General features: G+C 65.0%; 18 protein-coding genes. 12 read left to right on the plus strand and 6 right to left on the minus strand.

The features are described from left to right. Window positions 1–81: 81 nt before the first annotated feature. Window positions 82–1,080, minus strand: coding sequence for a porin (locus AKL02_RS19095; protein ID WP_083078030.1), 999 nt, complete (start codon window positions 1,078–1,080; stop codon window positions 82–84). Window positions 1,081–1,430: 350 nt separating this feature from the next. Here AKL02_RS19095 and AKL02_RS19100 point away from each other — a divergent pair, with 350 nt between their 5' ends. The 7 genes from AKL02_RS19100 (at window position 1,431) to AKL02_RS19130 (ending at window position 10,693) form a co-directional block, all read left to right on the plus strand. Continuing rightward, window positions 1,431–1,979, plus strand: coding sequence for a DUF3576 domain-containing protein (locus AKL02_RS19100; RefSeq protein ID WP_083078031.1), 549 nt, complete (start codon window positions 1,431–1,433; stop codon window positions 1,977–1,979). A 153-nt stretch (window positions 1,980–2,132) separates the two neighbouring features. After that, a complete protein-coding gene (gene leuS, locus AKL02_RS19105) occupies window positions 2,133–4,691 on the plus strand; it encodes a leucine--tRNA ligase (RefSeq protein WP_083078032.1) in 2,559 nt (852 codons plus the stop codon). Beyond that, window positions 4,678–5,175 carry an LPS assembly lipoprotein LptE gene (gene lptE, locus AKL02_RS19110; RefSeq protein WP_083078033.1) on the plus strand — a complete coding sequence of 166 codons (498 nt, stop codon included), beginning with the start codon at window positions 4,678–4,680 and terminating at the stop codon, window positions 5,173–5,175. The genes leuS and lptE overlap by 14 nt, the downstream gene beginning before the upstream one ends. Further along, window positions 5,172–6,194, plus strand: a complete 1,023-nt coding sequence (gene holA / locus AKL02_RS19115) for a DNA polymerase III subunit delta (protein ID WP_083078034.1) — start codon at window positions 5,172–5,174, stop codon at window positions 6,192–6,194. Before lptE ends, holA begins: the two co-directional genes overlap by 4 nt. Next, the gene (locus AKL02_RS19120; RefSeq protein WP_165756985.1) at window positions 6,191–7,378 is read left to right on the plus strand and encodes a TIGR03862 family flavoprotein; all 1,188 of its coding nucleotides are present in this window, start codon (window positions 6,191–6,193) and stop codon (window positions 7,376–7,378) included. The genes holA and AKL02_RS19120 overlap by 4 nt, the downstream gene beginning before the upstream one ends. A 296-nt stretch (window positions 7,379–7,674) precedes the next feature. Then, window positions 7,675–9,309, plus strand: a complete 1,635-nt coding sequence (locus tag AKL02_RS19125) for a phospholipase C (protein ID WP_083078035.1) — start codon at window positions 7,675–7,677, stop codon at window positions 9,307–9,309. A gap of 25 nt (window positions 9,310–9,334) precedes the next feature. After that, entirely contained in the window at window positions 9,335–10,693 is a 1,359-nt protein-coding gene (locus tag AKL02_RS19130) for a cytochrome-c peroxidase (protein WP_198453218.1), read from the plus strand. Window positions 10,694–10,745: 52 nt separating this feature from the next. Here AKL02_RS19130 and AKL02_RS19135 read toward each other — a convergent pair whose 3' ends face one another. Further along, on the minus strand, window positions 10,746–11,342 hold the full coding sequence (locus AKL02_RS19135) for a glutathione S-transferase family protein (protein WP_083078037.1): 597 nt from the start codon (window positions 11,340–11,342) through the stop codon (window positions 10,746–10,748). 172 nt (window positions 11,343–11,514) lie between these two features. Here AKL02_RS19135 and AKL02_RS19140 point away from each other — a divergent pair, with 172 nt between their 5' ends. Next, complete coding sequence (locus AKL02_RS19140) at window positions 11,515–12,750, plus strand: MFS transporter (RefSeq protein ID WP_083078038.1); 1,236 nt, start codon at window positions 11,515–11,517, stop codon at window positions 12,748–12,750. On the opposite strand, the gene AKL02_RS19145 is transcribed toward AKL02_RS19140, so the two are convergent. After that, window positions 12,738–13,589, minus strand: coding sequence for an SDR family oxidoreductase (locus tag AKL02_RS19145; RefSeq protein WP_083078098.1), 852 nt, complete (start codon window positions 13,587–13,589; stop codon window positions 12,738–12,740). The two genes, AKL02_RS19140 and AKL02_RS19145, sit on opposite strands and share 13 nt — an antisense overlap. A 101-nt stretch (window positions 13,590–13,690) precedes the next feature. Between AKL02_RS19145 and ade the strand changes: the two genes are divergently transcribed. The 4 genes from ade (at window position 13,691) to AKL02_RS19165 (ending at window position 18,347) form a co-directional block, all read left to right on the plus strand. Beyond that, on the plus strand, window positions 13,691–15,493 hold the full coding sequence (gene ade, locus AKL02_RS19150; RefSeq protein ID WP_083078039.1) for an adenine deaminase: 1,803 nt from the start codon (window positions 13,691–13,693) through the stop codon (window positions 15,491–15,493). Next, window positions 15,490–16,965 carry an AMP nucleosidase gene (locus AKL02_RS19155; RefSeq protein WP_083078040.1) on the plus strand — a complete coding sequence of 492 codons (1,476 nt, stop codon included), beginning with the start codon at window positions 15,490–15,492 and terminating at the stop codon, window positions 16,963–16,965. The genes ade and AKL02_RS19155 overlap by 4 nt, the downstream gene beginning before the upstream one ends. Before the next feature lie 131 nt (window positions 16,966–17,096). Further along, window positions 17,097–17,384 (plus strand): HU family DNA-binding protein, encoded by a 288-nt coding sequence (locus AKL02_RS19160; RefSeq protein WP_075776797.1) that lies wholly within the window; start codon window positions 17,097–17,099, stop codon window positions 17,382–17,384. Between the two features lie 87 nt (window positions 17,385–17,471). Beyond that, the gene (locus AKL02_RS19165) at window positions 17,472–18,347 is read left to right on the plus strand and encodes a DMT family transporter (protein ID WP_078542491.1); all 876 of its coding nucleotides are present in this window, start codon (window positions 17,472–17,474) and stop codon (window positions 18,345–18,347) included. Between the two features lie 33 nt (window positions 18,348–18,380). Here AKL02_RS19165 and AKL02_RS19170 read toward each other — a convergent pair whose 3' ends face one another. From AKL02_RS19170 to dapD, 3 genes are all read right to left on the minus strand, one after another. Next, a complete protein-coding gene (locus AKL02_RS19170; RefSeq protein WP_246832524.1) occupies window positions 18,381–19,619 on the minus strand; it encodes a lytic murein transglycosylase in 1,239 nt (412 codons plus the stop codon). Window positions 19,620–19,739: 120 nt separating this feature from the next. Continuing rightward, window positions 19,740–20,105 (minus strand): DUF8846 family protein, encoded by a 366-nt coding sequence (locus AKL02_RS19175; protein WP_078605036.1) that lies wholly within the window; start codon window positions 20,103–20,105, stop codon window positions 19,740–19,742. Beyond that, on the minus strand, window positions 20,098–20,925 hold the full coding sequence (dapD, locus tag AKL02_RS19180; protein ID WP_078521584.1) for a 2,3,4,5-tetrahydropyridine-2,6-dicarboxylate N-succinyltransferase: 828 nt from the start codon (window positions 20,923–20,925) through the stop codon (window positions 20,098–20,100). The genes AKL02_RS19175 and dapD overlap by 8 nt, the downstream gene beginning before the upstream one ends. Between the last annotated feature and the right edge of the window lie 50 nt (window positions 20,926–20,975).

The following is a 20,975-nucleotide window of genomic DNA, read 5'->3' on the forward strand; positions in this document are numbered from 1 at the left end:
CGCGCCCAAGAAACACCGAAGGGCCCAAAAAGAAAAGAGCGGGCGCAAGGCCCGCTCTTCCCATCGTTCTGTCCCGAAGGATTAGAACGAGAACTTCACGCCGAGGTCAGCAACCGCGTCCGAACCCGAAACGTCGGAGTCAGCGATACCGCCTTTGATCGACGCGCCGCCGCCGAGGTCGTACTCAGCGCCGAGACCGTACCAGGTCACGTCAGCGTTAGCAGCCGACTTGTCGTCGAGCTTCTGGATGTAGCCACCAACGGTGGTCGCGCCGAAGACCGACGAAGCGCCGAGGCCATACCAGTTGATGTCAGCGTCCTTGCCACGGTGAGCGATCACGCCTTTGACCGAGGTGTTGCCGAACTGAGCGACACCAGCGAGCGAGATCATGTCGATTTCATAATCAGCAGCGGTGAGCGGCTTGCCGTCGATGTATTCGTAGCCCATGCCGACGGTGTAGTTGCCGAAGGTGTAAGCAGCGGCCAGACCGTACTGCTGGGTGTACGAGGTCGTGGTGGTCGGTGCGCTGACCGAAACCGGAACGCCGAGACCGCCGACGGTGACCGCATCTAGCTTGCCGTCCGAAACCGAGGCTGCGACCGAGAACGCACCGAAGGTGCCGGTGTACAGCAGGTTCGGGCCAGTGTTGCCGCAGAAGGTGCCGCCGGTGGTGCAATCGGTGTTGCCGCCGTTATCAGCCGTCAGGTAGCCGATGTCGTTCGAACCGCCAGCCGACGACAGGTCGGTGTAGCCAACTTCGTAGAAGTCGCCGAACAGAGCTTCCGGAGCGCCGACAACGTCGCCCATCGAGACTTTGCCGAACGCGCCCGAGATGTAGACCGAAGCCGAGGTGCCGCGGGTAGCAGCGATAGCTTGGTCAGCACGGACGGAGCCGCCGAACTCGAGGCCACCGTCGGTGGTGCCCGAAGCGGTGAACGAGACGCGGATGCGGCTCGAGAAATTCCAGTCGTCGCCATTGTACACGACACCCATGCGGCCGTCGCCGCCAACCGAGACCTCAGCGGCAGCGATGCCAGCCGAGAACACGAGCGCGGTCGTCGCGAAGAGAACCTTTTTCATCGTTTTCCCTCATTGTCTTACAGGTAACCCCCAACCTGGGGAATCCGAAGTTGGGTATGACGGTGTTTTCTCTCCCCACCCCTTTCATTGCAACTCAAAGCGCCCGCCCGGGTCGAATAGGGTGTTTGATGGTGCAGACATGTCACAGTAACGTCAGCGTGCAATTGCGGTTGGCCTCTGACACCGCCCTACAAAGCCCCTCACACGCGCGTATAGCGGCATCGGGTGGCATTCCCCCGAGGTGCCGGTCGGTCGAAATCCGGGGGCAAAGGGGAAAAACCTTGTCGGGCTGGGGGCCATGAGCTAGAGAAAAGGCAATCAATGACGCAGGCCGACGGGGACAGCTTCGCATGACTTCCAGAACCCTTTTGAAACGCACGGCAATTCTGGGCGTGTGCCTCGTGCTCGCAGGCTGCGGCAAGGGTATCTCGAGCGGCAACATCTTCTCGGGTGGCAGCGGGGCTACCGCTTCACAGCGCGAAGCCAATCAGCTCGACCACACCCCCGGCTCGAACGAAGCCGTGATCGACGGCCCGACGCGCCGCGTTCAGAAGAAATCGACCGTTTGGGATATTTTCGGCGGAAATGGCGATCCGAACATCACCGTCGAGGTGAACAAGTATCTCTGGCAGGCTTCGCTCGAAGTGCTCGACTTCCTGCCGATTCAAGAGGTTGACCCCTTCTCCGGCGTCATTGTGACCGGCTATGGCACCCCGCCGGGCGGCGGCCGCGCCTATAAGGCCACCGTTTACGTCACCGATCCGGCGCTCGATGCGCGCTCGCTGAAAGTGTCGATCCGCACCCGGGGCGGCGCAGTTTCCGCCGATACGCAGCGCGCCGTGGAGAACGCGATTCTCACCCGCGCACGTCAGCTGCGGGTCCGCGACTCGCAACTCTGATTCCCGCAAGGCGACCGCAAGACGCATTCAGATCCCCGCCCGAGCCAGCCTCCGGCGGGGATATTTCTGTCCAAATGAGCGCGGCGGCTGGACCTCGCCCCCAAGGCCAGTGTAGCAAGCTCGCGCAGAATTCGACGTGATGAGGGGCCCGACATGGCACGCTACGAACCGAGCCAGAGCGAGACGAAATGGCAAGAGGCTTGGAATAAGGCGAATCTCTTCGCCGCGCGCCCTGATCCGACCAAGCCGAAATATTACGTCCTCGAGATGTTCCCCTACCCGTCGGGCCGCATCCATATGGGCCACGTGCGCAACTACACGATGGGTGATGTCGTCGCGCGCTATAAGATGGCCAAGGGCTTTTCCGTGCTGCATCCGATGGGCTGGGACGCCTTCGGGATGCCCGCCGAGAACGCCGCGATGGACAATAACGGCCACCCGAAGGACTGGACCTACGGCAATATCGCCGTGATGAAGGATCAGATGAAGCCGCTGGGCCTCTCGATCGACTGGTCGCGCGAATTCGCGACCTGCGACCCGGACTATTACGGTCAGCAGCAGGCGATGTTCATCGACATGCTCGACGCCGGTCTGGTCTATCGCAAGAACGCTGTGGTGAACTGGGACCCGGTCGATATGACCGTGCTCGCAAATGAGCAGGTGATCGACGGCAAGGGCTGGCGCTCGGGCGCGGAAGTCGAACGCCGCGAGCTGACGCAGTGGTTCTTCAAGATCTCCGACTATGCCGAGGAACTGCTCGACGCGCTGGATAACCTCAAGGACTGGCCCGAGAAGGTGCGCCTGATGCAGGCCAACTGGATCGGCAAGTCGCGCGGCCTGCAATTCGCCTTCTCGACCGTCGATGCGCCGGAAGGCTTCGACCGGCTGGAAGTCTACACGACCCGCCCCGACACGCTGCGCGGCGCGATCTTCGCGGCGATCTCGCCCGATCATCCGCTGGCCAAGCATCTGGAGCGGCACGATCCCAAGGTTGCGGAATTCGTCGCGAAATGCCGCGCAGGCGGCACGACGGAAGAGGCCATCGAGACCGCCGAAAAGCTGGGGATGGATACCGGCATCAAGGTCCGCCACCCGCTCGACACGAGCTGGGAGCTGCCGGTCTATATCGCTAACTTCATCCTGATGGATTACGGCACCGGCGCGATCTTCGGTTGCCCGGCGCATGACGCGCGCGACTTCGAATTCGCGACGAAATACGAGCTGCCGGTCACGCCCGTCTTCGAGCCGGTCGAGGGCGACTATCCCGAGGCCGAATACGTTCCTCTGAAATCCGAAAAAGTTTGCTATATCCGCGGCTTCGCGGGCGATGAGGTGCAGACCGGCGAAGAGGGCGTCGCGACCGCGATCGCCTTCTGCGAGGAAAACGGCATCGGTCAGGGCGTGACCAAGTTCCGCCTGCGCGACTGGGGCCTGAGCCGCCAGCGCTACTGGGGCTGCCCGATCCCGGTCGTCCATTGCGAGACCTGCGGTGTGGTGCCGGAGAAGAAGGAAAACCTCCCCGTCGAGCTTCCCTACGATGAGGACGGCCAGAAGATCGACTTCTCGATTCCCGGCAACCCGCTGGATCGCCATCCGAGCTGGCGCGACTGCACCTGCCCGAATTGCGGCGGGCCCGGTCAGCGCGAGACCGATACGATGGACACGTTCGTCGATTCGAGCTGGTATTACGCGCGCTTCACCTCGCCCGGTGCCACCACGCCGACCGATCCGGCCGAGGCCGAGTATTGGATGAACGTCGACCAATATATCGGCGGTATCGAGCACGCGATTCTGCACCTGCTCTATTCGCGCTTCTATGCCCGCGCGATGCACAAGACCGGCCACCTGCCCGCAAAAGCGATCGAGCCTTTCGACGCGCTGTTTACCCAAGGCATGGTGACGCATGAGATCTACCTCACGCGCGACGCCAAGAATCGCCCTGTCTATCACCTCCCCGAAGAGGTCGAGGACGGCAAGCTGAAGGCCACGGGCGAAGCGGTCGAGACCATCCCCTCGGCCAAGATGTCGAAATCGAAGAAGAACGTTGTCGATCCGATGAACATCATCGCCGAGTTCGGGGCCGATACCGCCCGCTTCTTCGTGATGTCCGACAGCCCGCCCGAGCGCGACGTGGAATGGACCGCCGCCGGCGCCGAAGCGACCTCGAAATTCCTCGCCCGCGTGCACCGCATTGCCGACGACATCGCCAATTCGGATGCGCCCGCGAACGAGGGTGAGGATACGGCGCTCATGAAGGCCACCCATAAGGCGATCGACGAAGTCACCAAGTCGATCGAGGGCTTCACCTTCAACAAGGCGGTCGCCACGCTTTACGGCCTGACCAACACGATGTCGAAATCGAAGGCCGGGGCCGAGACCAAGCGCGAGGCGATGAAGCTGATGGCGCAACTGCTGGCGCCGATGGTGCCGCACCTCTCCGAAGAGGTCTGGTCGATGCTGGGCGGCGAGGGCTTCGTGATCGCAGCCCGCTGGCCCGAGGCGGACCCGGCGCTGCTGGTCGAGGATTCGGTGACGCTGCCGATCCAGATCAACGGCAAGCGCCGCGCCGAGATCTCGGTGCCCAAGGACATGCCGAAGGAAGAGGTTGAAAAGCTGGTTCTGGCCGACGAAGCTGTCGTCAAGGCGCTGGCCGGTGGCCAGCCCAAGAAGCTGATCGTTGTGCCGGGGCGGATCGTCAATGTGGTCATCTGACAGACGCGGATTTCTGGGGCTCGCGGGGGCGGCTGGCCTGCTCGCGGGCTGCGGCTTCACCCCGGCCTACGGGCCTCAGGGGGGGGCGGCGAAACTGCTCGAAGGGGTCGAACCGGCTGCGCCCACGACACGCGATGCTTTCGCCCTCGTCCAGCAGTTGAACGCCCGGTTGGGGGCCTCGCAGGTCACCCGCTACCGGCTTGATTACAAGATCGACACCGAGTCGGTGGGTCAGGGCATCTCGCCCGACAACGCGACGACGCGCTACCAGCTCAACGGCACGGTGGATTACACGCTGCGCGATGCGACGAATAATGCCGTGCTGCTGACCGGGCGTGTCACCTCCTTCACCTCGTGGTCCGCGACCGGCACCGTTGTCGCCTCGCAGGCCGCGCAGGAAGACGCCCATCGCCGCCTGATGGTGATCCTCGCCGATCAGATCGTTACGCGACTTCTGTCACAAGCGCCGGGTCTGCCGGAATGAAGCTGACCGGCGTAGCAGCGACCCGCTATTTCGCCAAACCCGAGCCCGAGCGCACCGGCCTGCTGATCTTCGGGGGCGATGCGATGCGCGTGGCCCTGCGCCGTCAGGAAGTCATCGCCGCGCTGATCGGTCCGAAGGGCGAAGAAGAGATGCGCCTGAGCCGGATCGCAGGCGGCGATCTGCGCAAGCAACCCTCGCTGCTGCTCGATGCGATCAAGGAGGTCGGCTTCTTCCCCGGCCCGCGCGTGGCCTTCGTCGAAGACGCGACCGATGCGGTCTCGGACGCGGTGAAGACCGCGCTCGAGGAATGGCGCGAAGGCGATGCGCAGATCGTGGTCACCGCAGGCTCGCTCGCCGCGAAATCGAAGCTGCGCAAGGCCTTCGAGGGCCACAAGAACGCCTATTCCGTCGGGATTTACGACGACCCGCCGAGCCGCGAGGAGATCGAGGACATCCTGCGCCGCGCCGGTCTGCGCGATATCTCGAACGACGCGATGACCGACCTCGTGGCACTGTCGCGCGCGCTCGATCCGGGCGATTTCCGCCAGACGGTGGAGAAGATCTCGCTCTACAAATTCGGCGACACCACGCCACTTGGCCCCGCCGACGTGGCCGCCTGCGCGCCGTCTTCGGTCGAGGCGGGCGTCGATGATGTGCTCTCGATCGTGGCCGAGGGCCGCGCGCCCGAACTTGGCCCGGTGATGCGGCGGCTGGAAAGCCAAGGGGTGCAGCCGGTGCAACTCGCCATCGCCGCGATGCGCCATTTCCGCGCGCTGCATGCCGCCGCTTCCGACCCGCAGGGCCCCGGTGCAGGCATCGCCCGGATGCGCCCGCCGATCTTCGGCCCGCGCCGCGACCGGATGCAGCGGCAGGCGCAAAGCTGGGGCATGTACAAGCTGGAAACCGCGCTGAAGGAACTGGTCGAGACCGATCTGACGCTGCGCTCCGCCAGCCGCGCGCCGCAAATGGCGGTGATGGAGCGCGCGCTGATGCGGCTCGCGATGCTGGCCCGGCGGTGAGCGCGGCGGCGAAATCCGCGCTCGTCATCGGTGGCGGTCCGGCGGGCCTGATGGCAGCCGAGGAACTGGCGCGGGCCGGCGTCTCCGTCACACTGGCAGAGGCCAAACCCACGCTTGCGCGCAAATTCCTGATGGCGGGAAAATCCGGGCTGAACCTGACCAGGGACGAGCCGCTCGACGCCTTCCTGTCCCACTATTCCCACCCGCAGATCGCCGCGATCACCCGCGATTTCGGCCCCGAGGCGACGCAGAATTTCGCCCGCGATCTGGGCGTCGAGCTGTTCACCGGCTCCACCGGCCGGGTCTTCCCGACCGTGATGAAAGCCTCGCCGATGCTGCGCGCCTGGATCGCGCGGCTCGAATCCCTTGGCGTCACGATCCACACGCGCTGGCGCTGGCAGGGCTTCGACGGCGACGCGCTGGGTTTCGACACGCCCGAGGGACGTCAGAGCCTGAGGCCCGATGCCACGATCCTCGCGCTTGGCGGCGCAAGCTGGCCGCGGCTTGGCTCGGATGCAGCATGGGTGCCGTGGCTGAGCGCGAAAGGCGTGGAGATCGCCCCCTTCGCCCCCGCCAATATGGGGTTCGAGATCGACTGGTCGGCGCATATGGCAAGCCAGCTGGGCCAGCCCGTGAAAGGTGCCGCGCTGATTACGCCGACGCGGCGCACGCGCGGGGAATTCGTGATCTCAGAGCGCGGGCTCGAAGGCGGCGGCATCTACGAACTCTCCGCCGAATTGCGCGAGGGCGCGCCGCTGAGCCTCGATCTCGCCCCGGATCAAAGCGCCGAAGACCTCGCCGCGCGGCTTGCGAAGATCCCGCCGAAACAGAGCCTGACCAACCGCCTGCGCAAAGGCGCGAAGCTGGACCCGGTGAAACTCGCGCTTGCGCTGGAATGGGGCCGCCCGCTGTCGAAGGACCCTGAGCAGCTTGCAGCGACGCTCAAATCCCTGCCCGTCCCGCTCGGCCCGCCGCGCCCGATCGCCGAGGCGATCTCCAGCGCAGGCGGCATCGCATGGGGCAGCCTCACCGGCGATCTGGAACTGACCGCCCTGCCCGGCGTCTTCGCCGCAGGCGAGATGCTCGACTGGGAGGCCCCGACGGGTGGCTACCTGCTGACCGCCTGCCTCGCTTCAGGCCGCCATGCCGGACGCAACGCGGCCCAACGGCTCTCTTCCCCTTGATAGAAATATCCCGGGGGAGGTCCGTAGGACCGGGGGCAGAGCCCCCTCTTTCCGCATTGCTTGTCGCCCTCCGGCGACGGGGGGCAGCGCCCCCCTCACCCGTCGCGCATCGCCACCGCCCGCGCCGATCACCGATCGCTCACGCCGCATCCCATCCGCGTGCATCCGCGCGGGTCTCACCCAGTGGTGATGGTGCGTGAGCGGGACTGTCACCAAATTGCCAAACGCCGTTCCTAGCGAGATGCCACGCGCCCCGTAGCTCACGGGGAAGCTGCCATTTGAATGAGGGACTTTAGATGACCGACACGCTCCGCCTCACCGGTGCCGTCAGCGCACTCGCGCTGACTTGCGCCGCCGCGACCGCCCAAGCGGGCACCACCACCGCTGCCGACACCCAGACCGCCACCCCGATCAAGCATCTCGTGGTGATCTTTCAGGAGAACGTCTCCTTCGACCACTACTTCGCGACCTACCCGAACGCCGCGAACCCCAAGGGCGAGCCGCAATTCACCGCCGCGAAAAACACGCCCAAGGCCGATACGCTCGCAAGCGCCGGTCTGCTGAAGAACAACGCCAACAAGACCAATGCCGCGAATGGCGCGAATGCCGCCGCCCCCTTCCGGCTCGACCGGACGCAGGCCGCGACTGCGGACCAGAACCACGGCTACACCGCCGAGCAGGCCGCATTCCACGGCGGCAAGATGGATGCCTTCCCGGCCAATACCGGCAAGGGCACCAAGGGCGGCACCGGCGCCTTCGGCACCAAGGGTCAGGTGATGGGCTATTATGACGGCAACACCGTCACCGCGCTGTGGAACTACGCGCAGGCCTACGCGATGAACGACAACGCCTTCTCGAGCACCTTCGGCCCCTCGACGCCCGGCGCGATCAACCTCGTCTCGGGCCAGACCAATGGCGCGGTACTGCCCAAGGGCTACAAGCTCGAAGCGGACGGCACCTATGACAAGGGGCGCGTCGTGCCCGACGGCAATGGCGGCTGGACGATGATCTCGGATCTCGACCCGACCGGCGATGTCTGCTCGAACCCGAAATACCCGACGACGCTGATGGGCGGCAAGAATATCGGCGATCTGCTGAACGCGAAGAACGTCACTTGGGGCTGGTTCGAGGGCGGCTTCGATCTGACCGCGGTGAACGGTAACGGCACCACCGGCTGCGACCGCTCGTCGCTCTCGCAGGTGACCGGCGAGACCTCGAAGGACTACATCCCCCACCACGAGCCCTTCCAGTATTACAAATCGACCCAGAACCTCGATCACACCCGGCCCTCCTCGGTCGATGCGATCGGCACCTCGGACGATGGCGGCGCGAACCACCAATATGACAGCAAGGATTTCTACGCCGCGCTGAAGAACGGTAACCTGCCGGCGGTGACGTTCCTCAAGGCGTCCGCCTATCAGGATGGCCATGCGGGCTATTCCGACCCGCTCGACGGGCAGGAATTCATCGTCAACGCGGTCAACGCACTGCAGCAATCGAAGGACTGGAAGGACACCGCGATCGTCGTGACCTATGACGACTCCGATGGCTGGTATGACCACGCGATGGCGGTGGTGAACGGCTCGAACATCCCGGTCGCGGGCTATGACGTGCTCAATGGCGGCAAATGCGCCAGCGACAAGACGCTGCCCGGTCTCGACGGCAAGCCCGCGCAGGGCCGCTGCGGCTACGGCACCCGCATCCCGATGCTGGTGATCTCGCCCTATGCGAAGAAGAACGCGGTGGATCACACGCTGGTCGATCAATCCTCGGTCACCAAGTTCATCGAGGATAACTGGCTGAACGGGCAGCGCATCGGTCAGGGCTCCTTCGACGCACAGGCGGGCAAGCTCAACGGCATGTTCGACTTCTCGAAAGCGGCCAATGGCAAGCTGATCCTCGACCCGGCCACCGGCACCCCGAAGGGCTGAGGCGATGAGATTGCCGAACCTTAGATTGATCACTCCCAAGACGATCCGTTCGGCAGAGGGGGCCGCGAGCATCACGCTCGCGGCCTTCCTTTCGGCTGCACCCGTCGGAGCTGCGTCCGACCCCGCGCCGGTTGCGCCCCCTCAGGGCGATGCCGACCTGAGCGCGGTAGCCGCGATCGGCAAGGCGCTGTTTTCCGACCCCACGCTGTCAGCCAGTGGCCAGATGAGCTGCGCGAGCTGCCACGACCCGAAGAACCATTTCGCGCCATCGAATGCCCGCGCGGTGCAGCTTGGCGGGCCGCATCTCGACCTGCCCGGGCTGCGCGCGGTGCCCTCGCTTACCTATAGGCGCCAGACGCCGCCCTTCACCTTCGGCGTGCTCGACCCGACCTCGGAGGCGGGCGAGGCCGCGCCGCAAACGGTCGCACAGCAGGGGACAGGCGCGAAAGAGACTGCAGGGCCAAGCGCCTCCACGCAGCCCGCGCCGCAAAAAACCGCCGGTGCGCCCCCTGCCGCGAGCCCGGTGCCGCGCGGAGGTCTGTTCTGGGACGGGCGCGCGGACACGCTGCAAGAGCAGGCGCTGGCCGTCCTTTTTACCCATTTCGAGATGGCAGAGCCCGACCGCGCAACCCTCGCCGCGGCCCTGCGAGCGCGCTACGGCGACCGTTTCGCGCAGCTCTTCGGCGCGTCCGTGCGCGATGAAGACAAGATGCTGATCGACGAGGCTGCCTTCGCGCTGTCGCGCTACCAGACCGAGGCGGTGGAATTTCACCCCTATACCAGCAAATACGATGCGGTTCTCGCAGGCGAGGCGCAGCTGTCGCCCGCAGAGGCCCGCGGGCGTGCGCTCTTCGACGATCCGAAAAAAGGCAATTGCGCGGCCTGCCATCTCGACACGCGGTCCGCCGACGGACGCCCGCCGCAATTCACCGATTACGAATACGAGGCGCTCGGCGTGCCGCGCAACCCGGCGATCCCAGCCAATGCCGATCCGCATTATGTCGATCTCGGCCTGTGCGGCCCGCTGCGCCACGATGCGATTTCGACGCAGCCCGGCAATTGCGGGATGTTCAAGACCCCGAGCCTGCGCAACGTCGCGACCCGGCACGTCTTCTTTCACAACGGGGTCTACACGAGCCTTAAACAGGTGCTGCGCTTCTACGCCAAGCGCGACAGCGACCCGCGCGCGATCTATCCCACACGCGACGGTCAGGTGAAGCGCTTCGACGACCTGCCCACTCGCTATCAGGGAAATATCGATCGCGCCGATGCGCCGTTCGGACGCGCGCCCGAGGATGGCGACGCGCTTACCGAGGCAGATCAGGCGGATATCATCGCCTTCCTGCAAACCCTCACCGACGGCTACTCGCCTTCAGATGAATGACTTGGGTCAAGGCTGATTGCCGGTGCGGAGTGGGGGCTCGCAGGCCGCCCCCTTACCCGTCGCGCATCGTCACCGCGCGCTTATAGGCAGGGCGCGCCCGCATCCGGTCGTGATATTCGCTCAACCGATGCTCAACGATCGGGAATTTCGCCATCAGCGCCCAGTCGAGGCAATGCGCCAAGATGATGTCGGGCACGGTCATTTCCTCGCCCATCACGAACTCGCCCTCGCCCATCCGATGGATCAGCGTGCGCTGCGACCGCTCGAACTCCCAGCGCAGGGAATTCTTTATGCCCGACAGCCGCAACTCCTCCGGCAGGATAAAGCTGTGCCGCGCCGCGGTCCAAAGATTCGCGTCGAACTCATCGAGCAGGAATTGCGTCAGACTGTCCTGCCGCGCGCGTTCCAGCGTGCCCGCCTCATGGGTAAATTTCCCATGCGCATCCGCGAGATAGGTGAGAATCGCCGTGGAATCGGTGATCGGCGTGCCGTCGATGACCAGCACCGGCACCTTGCCCGCCGGGTTGAAAGCGACGACATCGTCCGAGCGCGGCGCGGCCCGCACATGCTGATACTCCGCGCCCAGTTCCTCCAGCATCCACAGCACGCGCAGCGTCCGCGAGCCGACCGTTCCGATAACCGTATACATCCTGCCTCCCGTCGAAAGTCGCGACATTGGGCCACGGCTGCGGGGGAGGTTCAAGGGCACCGCACAATCATCTCCGCGCGATTGTGACCCGGACAAGCCCGCGATTGACGCGCTGCAGCATACATGTCGAAATGCGGCCCGCGCGGAAGGGAGATCCGCCGGGAGATGTAAAATGACGCAAGCCAAACTGTTCACGCCGGTTCTGATCGGCGGTGCCGTGATCCTGATGCTGAGCTTCGCCATCCGGGCGAGCTTCGGCGTTTTCCAGATTCCGATCGCCAGCGAGTTCAACTGGCCACGCGCCGAATTCTCGCTCGCCATCGCGGTACAGAACCTCGCCTGGGGGATCGGGCAGCCGATCTTCGGCGCGATTGCCGAGCGCTGGGGCGACCGGCTCGCGATCATCCTCGGCGCGCTGGTCTATGCGCTCGGTCTCGTGCTTTCGGCCTTCGCGATGGAGCCGGGGCAGCATCAGCTTCTGGAAATCCTCGTGGGCTTCGGCATCGCGGGTACGGGCTTCGGCGTGATCCTCGCCGTGGTGGGCCGCGCGACCTCGGACGAGAACCGCTCGCTCGCGCTGGGTATAGCGACGGCGGCAGGCTCGGCCGGGCAGGTCTTCGGCGCCCCGATGGCGGAGCTTCTGCTCGGCCATTTCCCGTGGCAGACGGTCTTCGTGATCTTCGCCGCCGTGATCCTCGCCTCGCTGACCTTCCTGCCGCTGATCCGGGCGCCCGAACGCGCCAGCCGCGAGGACTTGGCCGAGAGCATGGGTAGTGTCCTGATGCGCGCCTTCCGCGATCCGTCTTACACGCTGATCTTCCTCGGCTTCTTCTCCTGTGGCTATCAGCTGGGTTTCATCACGGCGCATTTCCCCGCGATGGTGACTGAGATGTGCGGCGCGGTGCCGCCCGGATCGCTGCTCGCCGGGATCGGGATCGAGACCACCTCGGCGCTCGGCGCTGCCGCGATTTCCGTGATCGGCCTCGCGAATATCGCGGGCACGATCTTCGCGGGTTGGGCGGGCAAGCGCTATTCGAAGAAATACCTTCTGGCGGGGGTGTATCTGCTGCGGACCTTCGTGGCCGGCGCCTTCATCCTGACGCCGATGACGCCCGCGACGGTGCTGATCTTCTCGCTCGCGATGGGGGCGCTGTGGCTCGCGACCGTGCCGCTGACCTCGGGGCTGGTCGCGCATATCTACGGGCTGCGCTACATGGGCACGCTCTACGGGATCGTCTTCTTCTCGCACCAGGTGGGCGCCTTCCTCGGCGTCTGGCTGGGCGGCAAGCTCTACGACATCTACGGCGATTACACGCTGGTCTGGTGGGTCGGCGTGGGCGTCGGCGCCTTCTCGGCCATCGTGCACCTGCCGGTGCGCGAGAAGCGGGTGGAGCTTCAGCCCGCCTGATCGAGCAGCGCGCGCAGCCCTGCGCGGTAATCCGGATAGCGCAGCGTGACGCCAAGGTCGCGCTTGATCTTGTCGTTCCGCACCCGCTTGCTCTCGGCATAGAAGCTGCGCGCCATCGCGCTGAGATCAGCCTCGTCGAACGGCACCTCGGGCGGCAGCGGCAGATCGAGCAGCTCCGCCGCATAGGCGATCACATCCTGCGGCGGCGCGGGATCGTCGTCGCAGACATTATAGACTGCGCCCGGATCGGGATGCTCGATCGAGGCCAGCAACACCTGCGCGATATCCTCTACATGGATGCGCGAGAAGACCTGCCCCTCCTTGACGATCCGCCGGGCTGTGCCCTGCCGTACCTTCTCGAAGGGTCCGCGCCCGGGTCCGTAGATCCCCGCGAGCCGGAAAATATGCAGCGGCAGGTCATGGGCTGCGGCCAGCGCGCCCCAAGCCGCCTCGGCCTCCACCCGCGCCTGTCCGCGCTTGGTCGAGGGGGTCAGCGGCGTCGCCTCATCGACCCAGCCGCCCGCGTGATCGCCATAGACGCCGACGGTCGAAAGATAGCCGATCCACTCCAGATGCTGCGCTGCAGCAATTTCGGAATGCTGCGCAGCGAGAACCGGGTCGCCCTCTGGCCCCGGCGCCACGGAACTCAGCAGATGCGTCGCCTGATCGAACGGCAGAGGCCCGCCTTCCCAGATCAGCGGCTCCACCCCTTCGCTGCGCAGCATTTCCGCCTTCTCGGTGCTGCGCGTGGTGCCGACCACCCGCCAGCCGCGCGCCAGAAGAAGCGGCGCGAGGGCACGGGCGGAATAGCCATGTCCGATGGAAAGAAGCGTCGGCATCACGGCCCCCTTTGCGTTTCTGTCATCCGTCATAGGTAGAGGCTGTGTGAAGGCATAACAACGTCTCTTGAACCTTCCCGCACGCAATGACAGGCTTGGACATGGAACAGAAGAACAAGATCAAATCCTGGCCCGAAGCCGCACCGCGATTGATTGCCGTGGCTGCCGGGCGCGAACCCGCCGACCTCGTGATCCGGGGTGGCAAATGGGTCAATGTCCACACACGTGAGGTTCTCGAGGGCTACGATATTTCCGTTGTCGAGGGGCGATTTGCCGCCGTGGCCCCCGATCTGTCGGACAGTATCGGCCCCGACACCGAAGTGATCGAGGCCGAGGGGCGCTACATGGTGCCGGGCCTGTGCGATGCGCATATGCATATCGAGAGCGGGATGCTCACGCCCGCCGAATTCGCCGCCGCGGTGATCCCGCATGGCACGACGAGCATGTTCACCGATCCGCATGAGATCGCCAACGTGCTGGGGCTCGACGGCGTGCGGATGATGCATGACGAGGCGCTGATGCAGCCGGTCAACATCTTCACCCAGATGCCCTCCTGCGCGCCCTCTGCGCCGGGGCTGGAGACCACGGGTTTCGAGATCACCCCCGAGGATGTGGCCGAGGCGATGACATGGCCCGGCATCATCGGTCTGGGCGAGATGATGAACTTCCCCGGCGTGATCAATGCCGACCCGAAGATGCTGGCCGAGATCGCCGCGACGCAGAACGCGCATAAGACCGTGGGCGGGCATTACGCCTCCCCCGATCTGGGCGCGCCGTTCCGCGCCTATGTCGCGGGCGGGCCCGCCGACGATCACGAGGGCACCTGCGAGGCCGACGCGATCGCGCGGGTGCGCAACGGGATGCGCTCGATGATGCGGCTGGGCTCGGCTTGGTATGACGTGGAGACGCAGATCACCGCCGTCACCGAGAAGGGCCTCGATCCGCGCAACTTCATCCTGTGTACCGATGATTGCCATTCCGGCACGCTGGTGAATGACGGACATATGAACCGCGTCTTCCGCCATGCGGTGGAGTGCGGGGCCGATCCACTGGTCGCGCTGCAGATGTGCACGCTCAACACCGCGACCCATTTCGGGCTGGAGCGCGAGCTGGGCTCGATCACGCCGGGCCGCCGGGCCGATGTGATCCTGACCTCGGATCTGGCGACCCTGCCGGTCGAGCAGGTCATCGCGCGGGGCAAGACCGTCGCGAAGGCGGGCAAGCTGCTGGCCGAGTGCCCGCATTACGACTGGCCCGAAAGCGCGCGCGACACGGTGCACCTAGGCAAGGCCCTGACGGGCGCGGATTTCGAGATCACGGCCCCTGAGGGCGCCAATACCGTCACCGCCCGCGTGATCGGCGTCGTCGAGAACCAGGCCCCGACCAAGGCGCTGACGGCAGAGCTGGACGTGACCGACGGGCTCGCCCAGCCCGACACCGCCAAGGACATCGCGCAGATTGCGCTGGTGGAGCGCCATCAAGGCACCGGCGGCGTCACCAACGGCTTCGTCTCGGGCTTCGGCTACAAAGGCCGCATGGCGATGGGCTCGACCGTGGCCCATGACAGCCACCACATGATCGTGGTCGGCACCGACCGCGAGATGATGGCCGCCTGCGCCAACGCGCTTGGCGAGATGGGCGGCGGGGTCTCCGTCTGGAAGGACGGCGAAGAGATCGCCGCCGTACCGCTGCCGATCGCAGGGTTGATGTCGGACGATCCGGCGCAGACCGTGGCCGCACGCGCCGCCAAGATGGTCGAGGCGATGGGCGCCTGCGGCTGCACTTTGAACAACGCTTACATGCAGCATTCGCTGCTCGCGCTCGTCGTCATTCCCGAGATCCGCATTTCGGATCTGGGCCTCGTCGACGTGACGCGTTTTGAACTGACGGATCTTTTTGAATGAACGAAACACTTGAACTTATCATCCCCGACGCAGCCCCTGCGGAGACCTTCACCGATGCCGCCGAGGCCGTGGCCCGGCTCGAGGCGCTTTATGACGAGGCGACCGCCTTCCTGCTCGAGAAATTCAATGAGACGCTGGAGAGCAAGACCGCGCGGAACCGCTTTCGCGCCTTCTACCCGGAGGTGCGCATCTCCGTCTCCTCGCATATCAAGGCTGATAGCCGCTTGAGCTTCGGCCATGTGGCGCTGCCGGGCACCTACACGGCGACGATCACGCGGCCCGACCTGTTCCGCAACTACCTGACGCAGCAGCTGGGCCTGCTGATCAAGAACCACAACATTCCGGTTACGATCGGCCCGTCGGACACCCCGATCCCGGTGCATTTCGCCGTGGCCGCGCATCCGGAAGTGACGGTGCCGCAGGAAGGCGTGCTCGACTTCTCGCTGCGGGACGTATTCGACGTGCCGGATCTTGCGGGGATGAACGACGATATCGTCAACGGCATGGCGGGACCGAACCCGGATGGCTCAGGCCACCTTGCCCCCTTCACCGCGCAGCGCGTGGATTACTCGCTCGCGCGCCTGTCGCATTACACCGCCACCAAGGCCGAGCATTTCCAGAACCACGTGCTGTTCACGAACTACCAGTTCTATGTGGACGAGTTCGAGGCCGTCGCGCGGCGCCTGCTGGGCGACAAGGACTCGGGCTACACGAGCTTCGTGGCCCCCGGCAATCAGGAGATCACCGATCCGCAGGACGAGATTCCGGGCCTCGCGAAACTGCCGCAGATGCCCGCCTATCACCTCAAGCGCGCCGATGGTGGCGGGATCACGCTGGTCAATATCGGCGTCGGCCCGTCCAATGCGAAGACCGCGACGGACCACATCGCCGTGCTGCGCCCGCATGCCTGGCTGATGGTGGGTCACTGCGCGGGTCTGCGCAATTCGCAGCAGCTTGGGGACTTCGTCCTCGCCCATGCCTATCTGCGCGAAGACCATGTGCTCGACGACGATCTGCCCGTCTGGGTGCCGATCCCGGCGCTGGCCGAGATCCAGATCGCGCTGCAGGAAGCGGTGGCCGAAGTGACGAAGCTGGAAGGCTACGAGCTGAAGCGGATCATGCGCACCGGCACCGTCGCCACCATCGACAACCGCAACTGGGAGTTGAGAGACCAATCCGGCCCGGTCCATCGCCTGAGCCAGTCACGCGCGGTTGCGCTCGACATGGAAAGCGCCACGATCGCCGCGAACGGCTTCCGCTTCCGGGTGCCCTACGGCACGCTTCTCTGCGTCTCGGACAAACCGCTGCATGGCGAGCTGAAGCTGCCGGGCATGGCGACCGAATTCTACCGCACGCAGGTGGCGAGCCATTTGCTGATCGGCATCCTCGCGATGGAGAAACTTCGCGAGATGCCTCTGGATCGGATTCACAGCAGGAAATTGCGTAGCTTCGAGGAAACAGCTTTTCTGTGACGTGGGAAAAACCCGCCCATTCTGGGAAAAGGGCTTGCCATGCTCAATAAAAACGTGTGGAACATGGCCCACCAACCGTGCAACGCGGACGAAATTGACCCTGGATTACCGGGGCGGAGAGAGGAACGAATATGTCGAAACCGATGACCAAGACCCAGCTGGTGGCAGCCCTCGCCGAGGCGATGGACGCCGACAAGAAGACGGCTTCGGCCGCACTCGACGCGATCACCGACGTCGTCACCAAAGAAGTGTCGAACGGCGGCGCCGTTACCCTGCCGGGCATTGGCAAAGTCTACTGCCGCGAGCGCCCCGAGCGCATGGTCCGCAACCCGGCCACCGGCGAGCAGATGCAGAAGCCGGCTGACAAGCAGGTCAAAGTGACCGTGGCGAAAGCGCTCAAGGACAGCGTGAACTCCTGATCGCAGGACTCTCTCAATCGAGGGACAGCCAATTTTTTAGGGCGCTCGCGAGCAATCGGGGCGCCCTTTTTCAGGCCCGGAGGAAAGATGGATCTGCGCGCGATCGGAATGGGGCTCGCCTTTGCCCTGATGTGGTCTTCGGCTTTCACATCCACGCATATCATCGTGGCAGAGGCTCCGCCCCTTGCAGCCCTTGCCCTGCGCTTCGCGCTGTCTGGGGGGATCGGCATCGCGCTGGCGCTGGCCTTCGGCCAAAGCTGGCGGCTGAGCCGGGCGCAATGGCGCGCCACGATCATCTTCGGAATTTGCCAAAACGCGCTCTACCTAGGGTTTAACTGGGTCGCGATGACCACGGTCGAAGCCTCGGTCGCGGCGATCATCGCCTCGACCATGCCGCTGATCGTCGGTGCGCTCGGCTGGATCGTCTTTCGCGACCGAATTCCGCCCCTCGGCATCGCCGGGCTTGTGGCAGGCTTCGCGGGCGTCGGCATCATCATGGGCGCGCGGCTGCAAGGCGGGATCGACCCGTTCGGGCTAGGCCTCTGCGTCGCAGGCGCACTGGCACTGGCGGTGGCGACGCTCACCGTGCGCGGCGCGAGCGGCGGCGGTGGCGGCGTACTGATGATCGTGGGCCTGCAGATGCTGGTGGGGGCTGTGAGCCTCGCCGTCGTCTCCGCCTTCACCGAGCATCTCTCTGTCGAGGTGACGCCGACACTGGCATTCGCCTTCACCTACACGGTGATCGTGCCGGGGCTGATGGCGACCTGGGTCTGGTTCCGCCTCGTGGGTCGCATCGGCGCAGTGCGCGCGGCGACCTTCCACTTCCTGACGCCGGTCTTCGGCGTCGCGATCGCCTGGGCGGTGCTGGGCGAGCATGTCGACTGGCACGACGCGCTTGGCGTGCTGGTGATCGCAGGCGGCATTCTGGCAGTGCAGATCTCAAAGCAAGAGGCGCGGCGGTAACCCCCCGCGCCCCTGCACTTCACGCCTAGCAACTCACGAGCCGCGCAGCACCTGCAGCAGCTCCAGCGTCGCGTAACCATCTGGCGGCAGACCGCGCGACTTCTGGAACGCCACGATCGCCTTCGACGTATTCGCGCCGATCTTGCCGTCCGTGCCGTCCGTATCGAATCCCGCCGCGGTCAGCCGCTCCTGCAGCTCGACCTTCTGCTTGGAACTGAGCGGTTTGCCCGTGCGCGGCCAATCCTGCACGAAGGGCCCCTTCCCTTTCAGACGATCCGACAGATGCCCCACGCCGATCACGTAGCTGTCGGCGGAGTTGTAGCGCGAGATGGCGCGGAAGTTGCCGAAGATCATGAAGGCCGGGCCTTTCGCGCCCGCGGGCACGAGGATCGACGCCGAGCCGTAATTCGGCACCGTGCCGCCAGTGGCCGAGCGCACGCCAAGCGCCGCCCAGTCGGCAGGGCTCTTCTTCGTGCCCTTACCGGTGAGGCCGTAGTTGAAGCCAGAGGGCAGGATGACCTCGACGCCCCACGGCTGCCCCTTCGACCAGCCGGAGCGCGCGAGATAGGCCGCCGTCGAGGCCAGCGCATCGGTCGGGTCTTCCGACCAGATATCGCGCCGACCATCGCCGGTGAAATCGACCGCATAGGACAGGTAGGAGGTCGGGATGAACTGCGTGTGGCCCATCGCCCCGGCCCAAGAGCCGGTCATGTGTCGCTCGTCCACGTCGCCCGACTGGATGATCTTGAGCGCCGCGATCAGCTGCTTGGCGAAGAACTCGCCGCGCCGACCGTCATAGGCCAGCGTCGCAAGCGCGGGGATGATCGCCGTCTTGCCACGATAAGCGCCGTAGCGGCTCTCCATGCCCCAGATCGCGACGACGACCTCTTTGTCCACGCCGTATTTGCGCTCGATCGCGTTCAGCTGCCGGTCGTATTGCCGCAGCATCTGCTTGCCGGTTGCGACGCGCTCGTCCGAAACCGCGCTGTCGAGGTAATCCCAGATCGACTTGGTGAACTCCGATTGGTAGCGGTCGCGCTCGATCACCTTGGGATTGTAGCGCACATCGGCCATCGCCCGATTCCAGGTGTATTCGGTGATGCCGTTCGCCAGCGCGCGCGATTTGAAGCCCGCGAGGAAGGACTCGAAACGCGCTTCCGTCGCGGCGTCCGTCGGCGGGATCGGGTCCGCCACGGGCGCGCTGCCCCGCGCGAGCGGCCGGGGCGAGGATTCGGGAGGCCCCGCACAGGCCGAAAGCGCAGAAAATGCCATAAATGTCAGTGGGATGATCTTGCCGGGAATTGCCATGGTGCCTGCTCGCTGTTTTTCTCTTTGAACCAGTGTATCAACGGTTCGTGAGGTTTCAACGGGCGTCACATGACACTCTAAGGCTTACTGGAGCGGCTTCTTGTCGTTGCCGAAAAACGGCTCCATCTGGGCGATGATCACGGAGTTCTCGTCGAGCGCACGCTGCATCAATTCACGTTCCGCATCGTCGATCTCATGGCCCTGTTTCTCGCGTTCCGCGAGCGTGCCGTAACCCGTGACGTCAAGCGGCGCCATCTCGGCCTGCTTGAGGATCGCCACGGTCTCGCGCACGGCCTCTGCCTCGTCCACGCCCGAGGCATAGCAAAGCAGCCCCGCCCCGGACGCGCCTTTCGGCAGACCGTCATTGGGCGAGCGGCCAACCTCGACCAGCAGGGTAAAGACCTGCTGGCGCGAGGGTTTCTTCTGCGGCTTTTCCGGCTTCTCAGTCACGCAGCAGCTCGTTGATGCCGGTCTTCGACCGGGTTTGCGCATCGACGCGCTTCACGATCACCGCGCAATACAGGTTGATGCCGTTCTTGGACGGCATCGAGCCCGACACGACGACCGAGTAGGGCGGCACTTCGCCATACATCACGTCGCCGGTCTCGCGGTCGACGATCTTGGTCGACTTGCCGATATAGACGCCCATGCCCAGAACCGAGCCTTCGCGGACGATGCAGCCCTCGACGACTTCCGAGCGCGCGCCGATGAAGCAGTTGTCCTCGATGATGGTCGGGCCGGCCTGCATCGGCTCCAGCACGCCGCCGATACCGACGCCGCCCGAGAGGTGGACGCCCTTGCCGATCTGCGCGCAGCTGCCGACGGTGGCCCAGGTGTCGACCATCGTGCCCTCGTCGACATAGGCGCCGAGGTTCACGAAGGAGGGCATCAGCACCACGCCCGGCGCGATATAGGCCGATTTGCGCACGATGCAGTTCGGCACGGCGCGGAAACCGCCGGCTTTCCACTCTTTGTCGCCCCAGCCTTTGAACTTGCTGTCGACCTTGTCCCACCAGTGGCCGCCCTGCGGGCCGCCATCCTGCTGCTCCATGTCCTTCAGACGGAAGCCGAGCAGAACCGCCTTCTTGGCCCATTGGTTCACATGCCAGTCGCCGTTCTCGCGTTTCTCCGCAACACGCAGTTCGCCGCGATCCAGCGCGTTGAGCGTATCTTCGATGGCCTCGCGGGTCTCACCGCCGGTCGAGGGCGTGATGGTGTCGCGGGCTTCCCAAGCGGCTTCGATTGCAGTTTCGAGCGCGGCGTTCGACATGGGCAAATCCTCTTTCAGGTGGCCTTTACAGCGTTCACGCTATAGTTGGT

The sequence above is a fragment of the Thioclava electrotropha genome (genome assembly GCF_002085925.2).
Classification (GTDB): Bacteria; Pseudomonadota; Alphaproteobacteria; order Rhodobacterales; family Rhodobacteraceae; genus Thioclava; species Thioclava electrotropha.

What these genes read in the sequence shown, in the direction of transcription:
- AKL02_RS19155 (WP_083078040.1), top strand. Translation starts at nt 15,490, where the DNA reads ATGAACGAAACACTTGAACTTATCATCCCCGACGCAGCCCCTGCGGAG.
- AKL02_RS19095 (WP_083078030.1), bottom strand. Translation starts at nt 1,080, where the DNA reads ATGAAAAAGGTTCTCTTCGCGACGACCGCGCTCGTGTTCTCGGCTGGC.
- dapD (WP_078521584.1), bottom strand. Translation starts at nt 20,925, where the DNA reads ATGTCGAACGCCGCGCTCGAAACTGCAATCGAAGCCGCTTGGGAAGCC.
- AKL02_RS19165 (WP_078542491.1), top strand. Translation starts at nt 17,472, where the DNA reads ATGGATCTGCGCGCGATCGGAATGGGGCTCGCCTTTGCCCTGATGTGG.
- holA (WP_083078034.1), top strand. Translation starts at nt 5,172, where the DNA reads ATGAAGCTGACCGGCGTAGCAGCGACCCGCTATTTCGCCAAACCCGAG.
- AKL02_RS19145 (WP_083078098.1), bottom strand. Translation starts at nt 13,589, where the DNA reads ATGCCGACGCTTCTTTCCATCGGACATGGCTATTCCGCCCGTGCCCTC.
- AKL02_RS19140 (WP_083078038.1), top strand. Translation starts at nt 11,515, where the DNA reads ATGACGCAAGCCAAACTGTTCACGCCGGTTCTGATCGGCGGTGCCGTG.
- AKL02_RS19170 (WP_246832524.1), bottom strand. Translation starts at nt 19,619, where the DNA reads ATGGCATTTTCTGCGCTTTCGGCCTGTGCGGGGCCTCCCGAATCCTCG.
- AKL02_RS19160 (WP_075776797.1), top strand. Translation starts at nt 17,097, where the DNA reads ATGTCGAAACCGATGACCAAGACCCAGCTGGTGGCAGCCCTCGCCGAG.
- AKL02_RS19125 (WP_083078035.1), top strand. Translation starts at nt 7,675, where the DNA reads ATGACCGACACGCTCCGCCTCACCGGTGCCGTCAGCGCACTCGCGCTG.
- leuS (WP_083078032.1), top strand. Translation starts at nt 2,133, where the DNA reads ATGGCACGCTACGAACCGAGCCAGAGCGAGACGAAATGGCAAGAGGCT.
- lptE (WP_083078033.1), top strand. Translation starts at nt 4,678, where the DNA reads ATGTGGTCATCTGACAGACGCGGATTTCTGGGGCTCGCGGGGGCGGCT.
- ade (WP_083078039.1), top strand. Translation starts at nt 13,691, where the DNA reads ATGGAACAGAAGAACAAGATCAAATCCTGGCCCGAAGCCGCACCGCGA.
- AKL02_RS19100 (WP_083078031.1), top strand. Translation starts at nt 1,431, where the DNA reads ATGACTTCCAGAACCCTTTTGAAACGCACGGCAATTCTGGGCGTGTGC.
- AKL02_RS19135 (WP_083078037.1), bottom strand. Translation starts at nt 11,342, where the DNA reads ATGTATACGGTTATCGGAACGGTCGGCTCGCGGACGCTGCGCGTGCTG.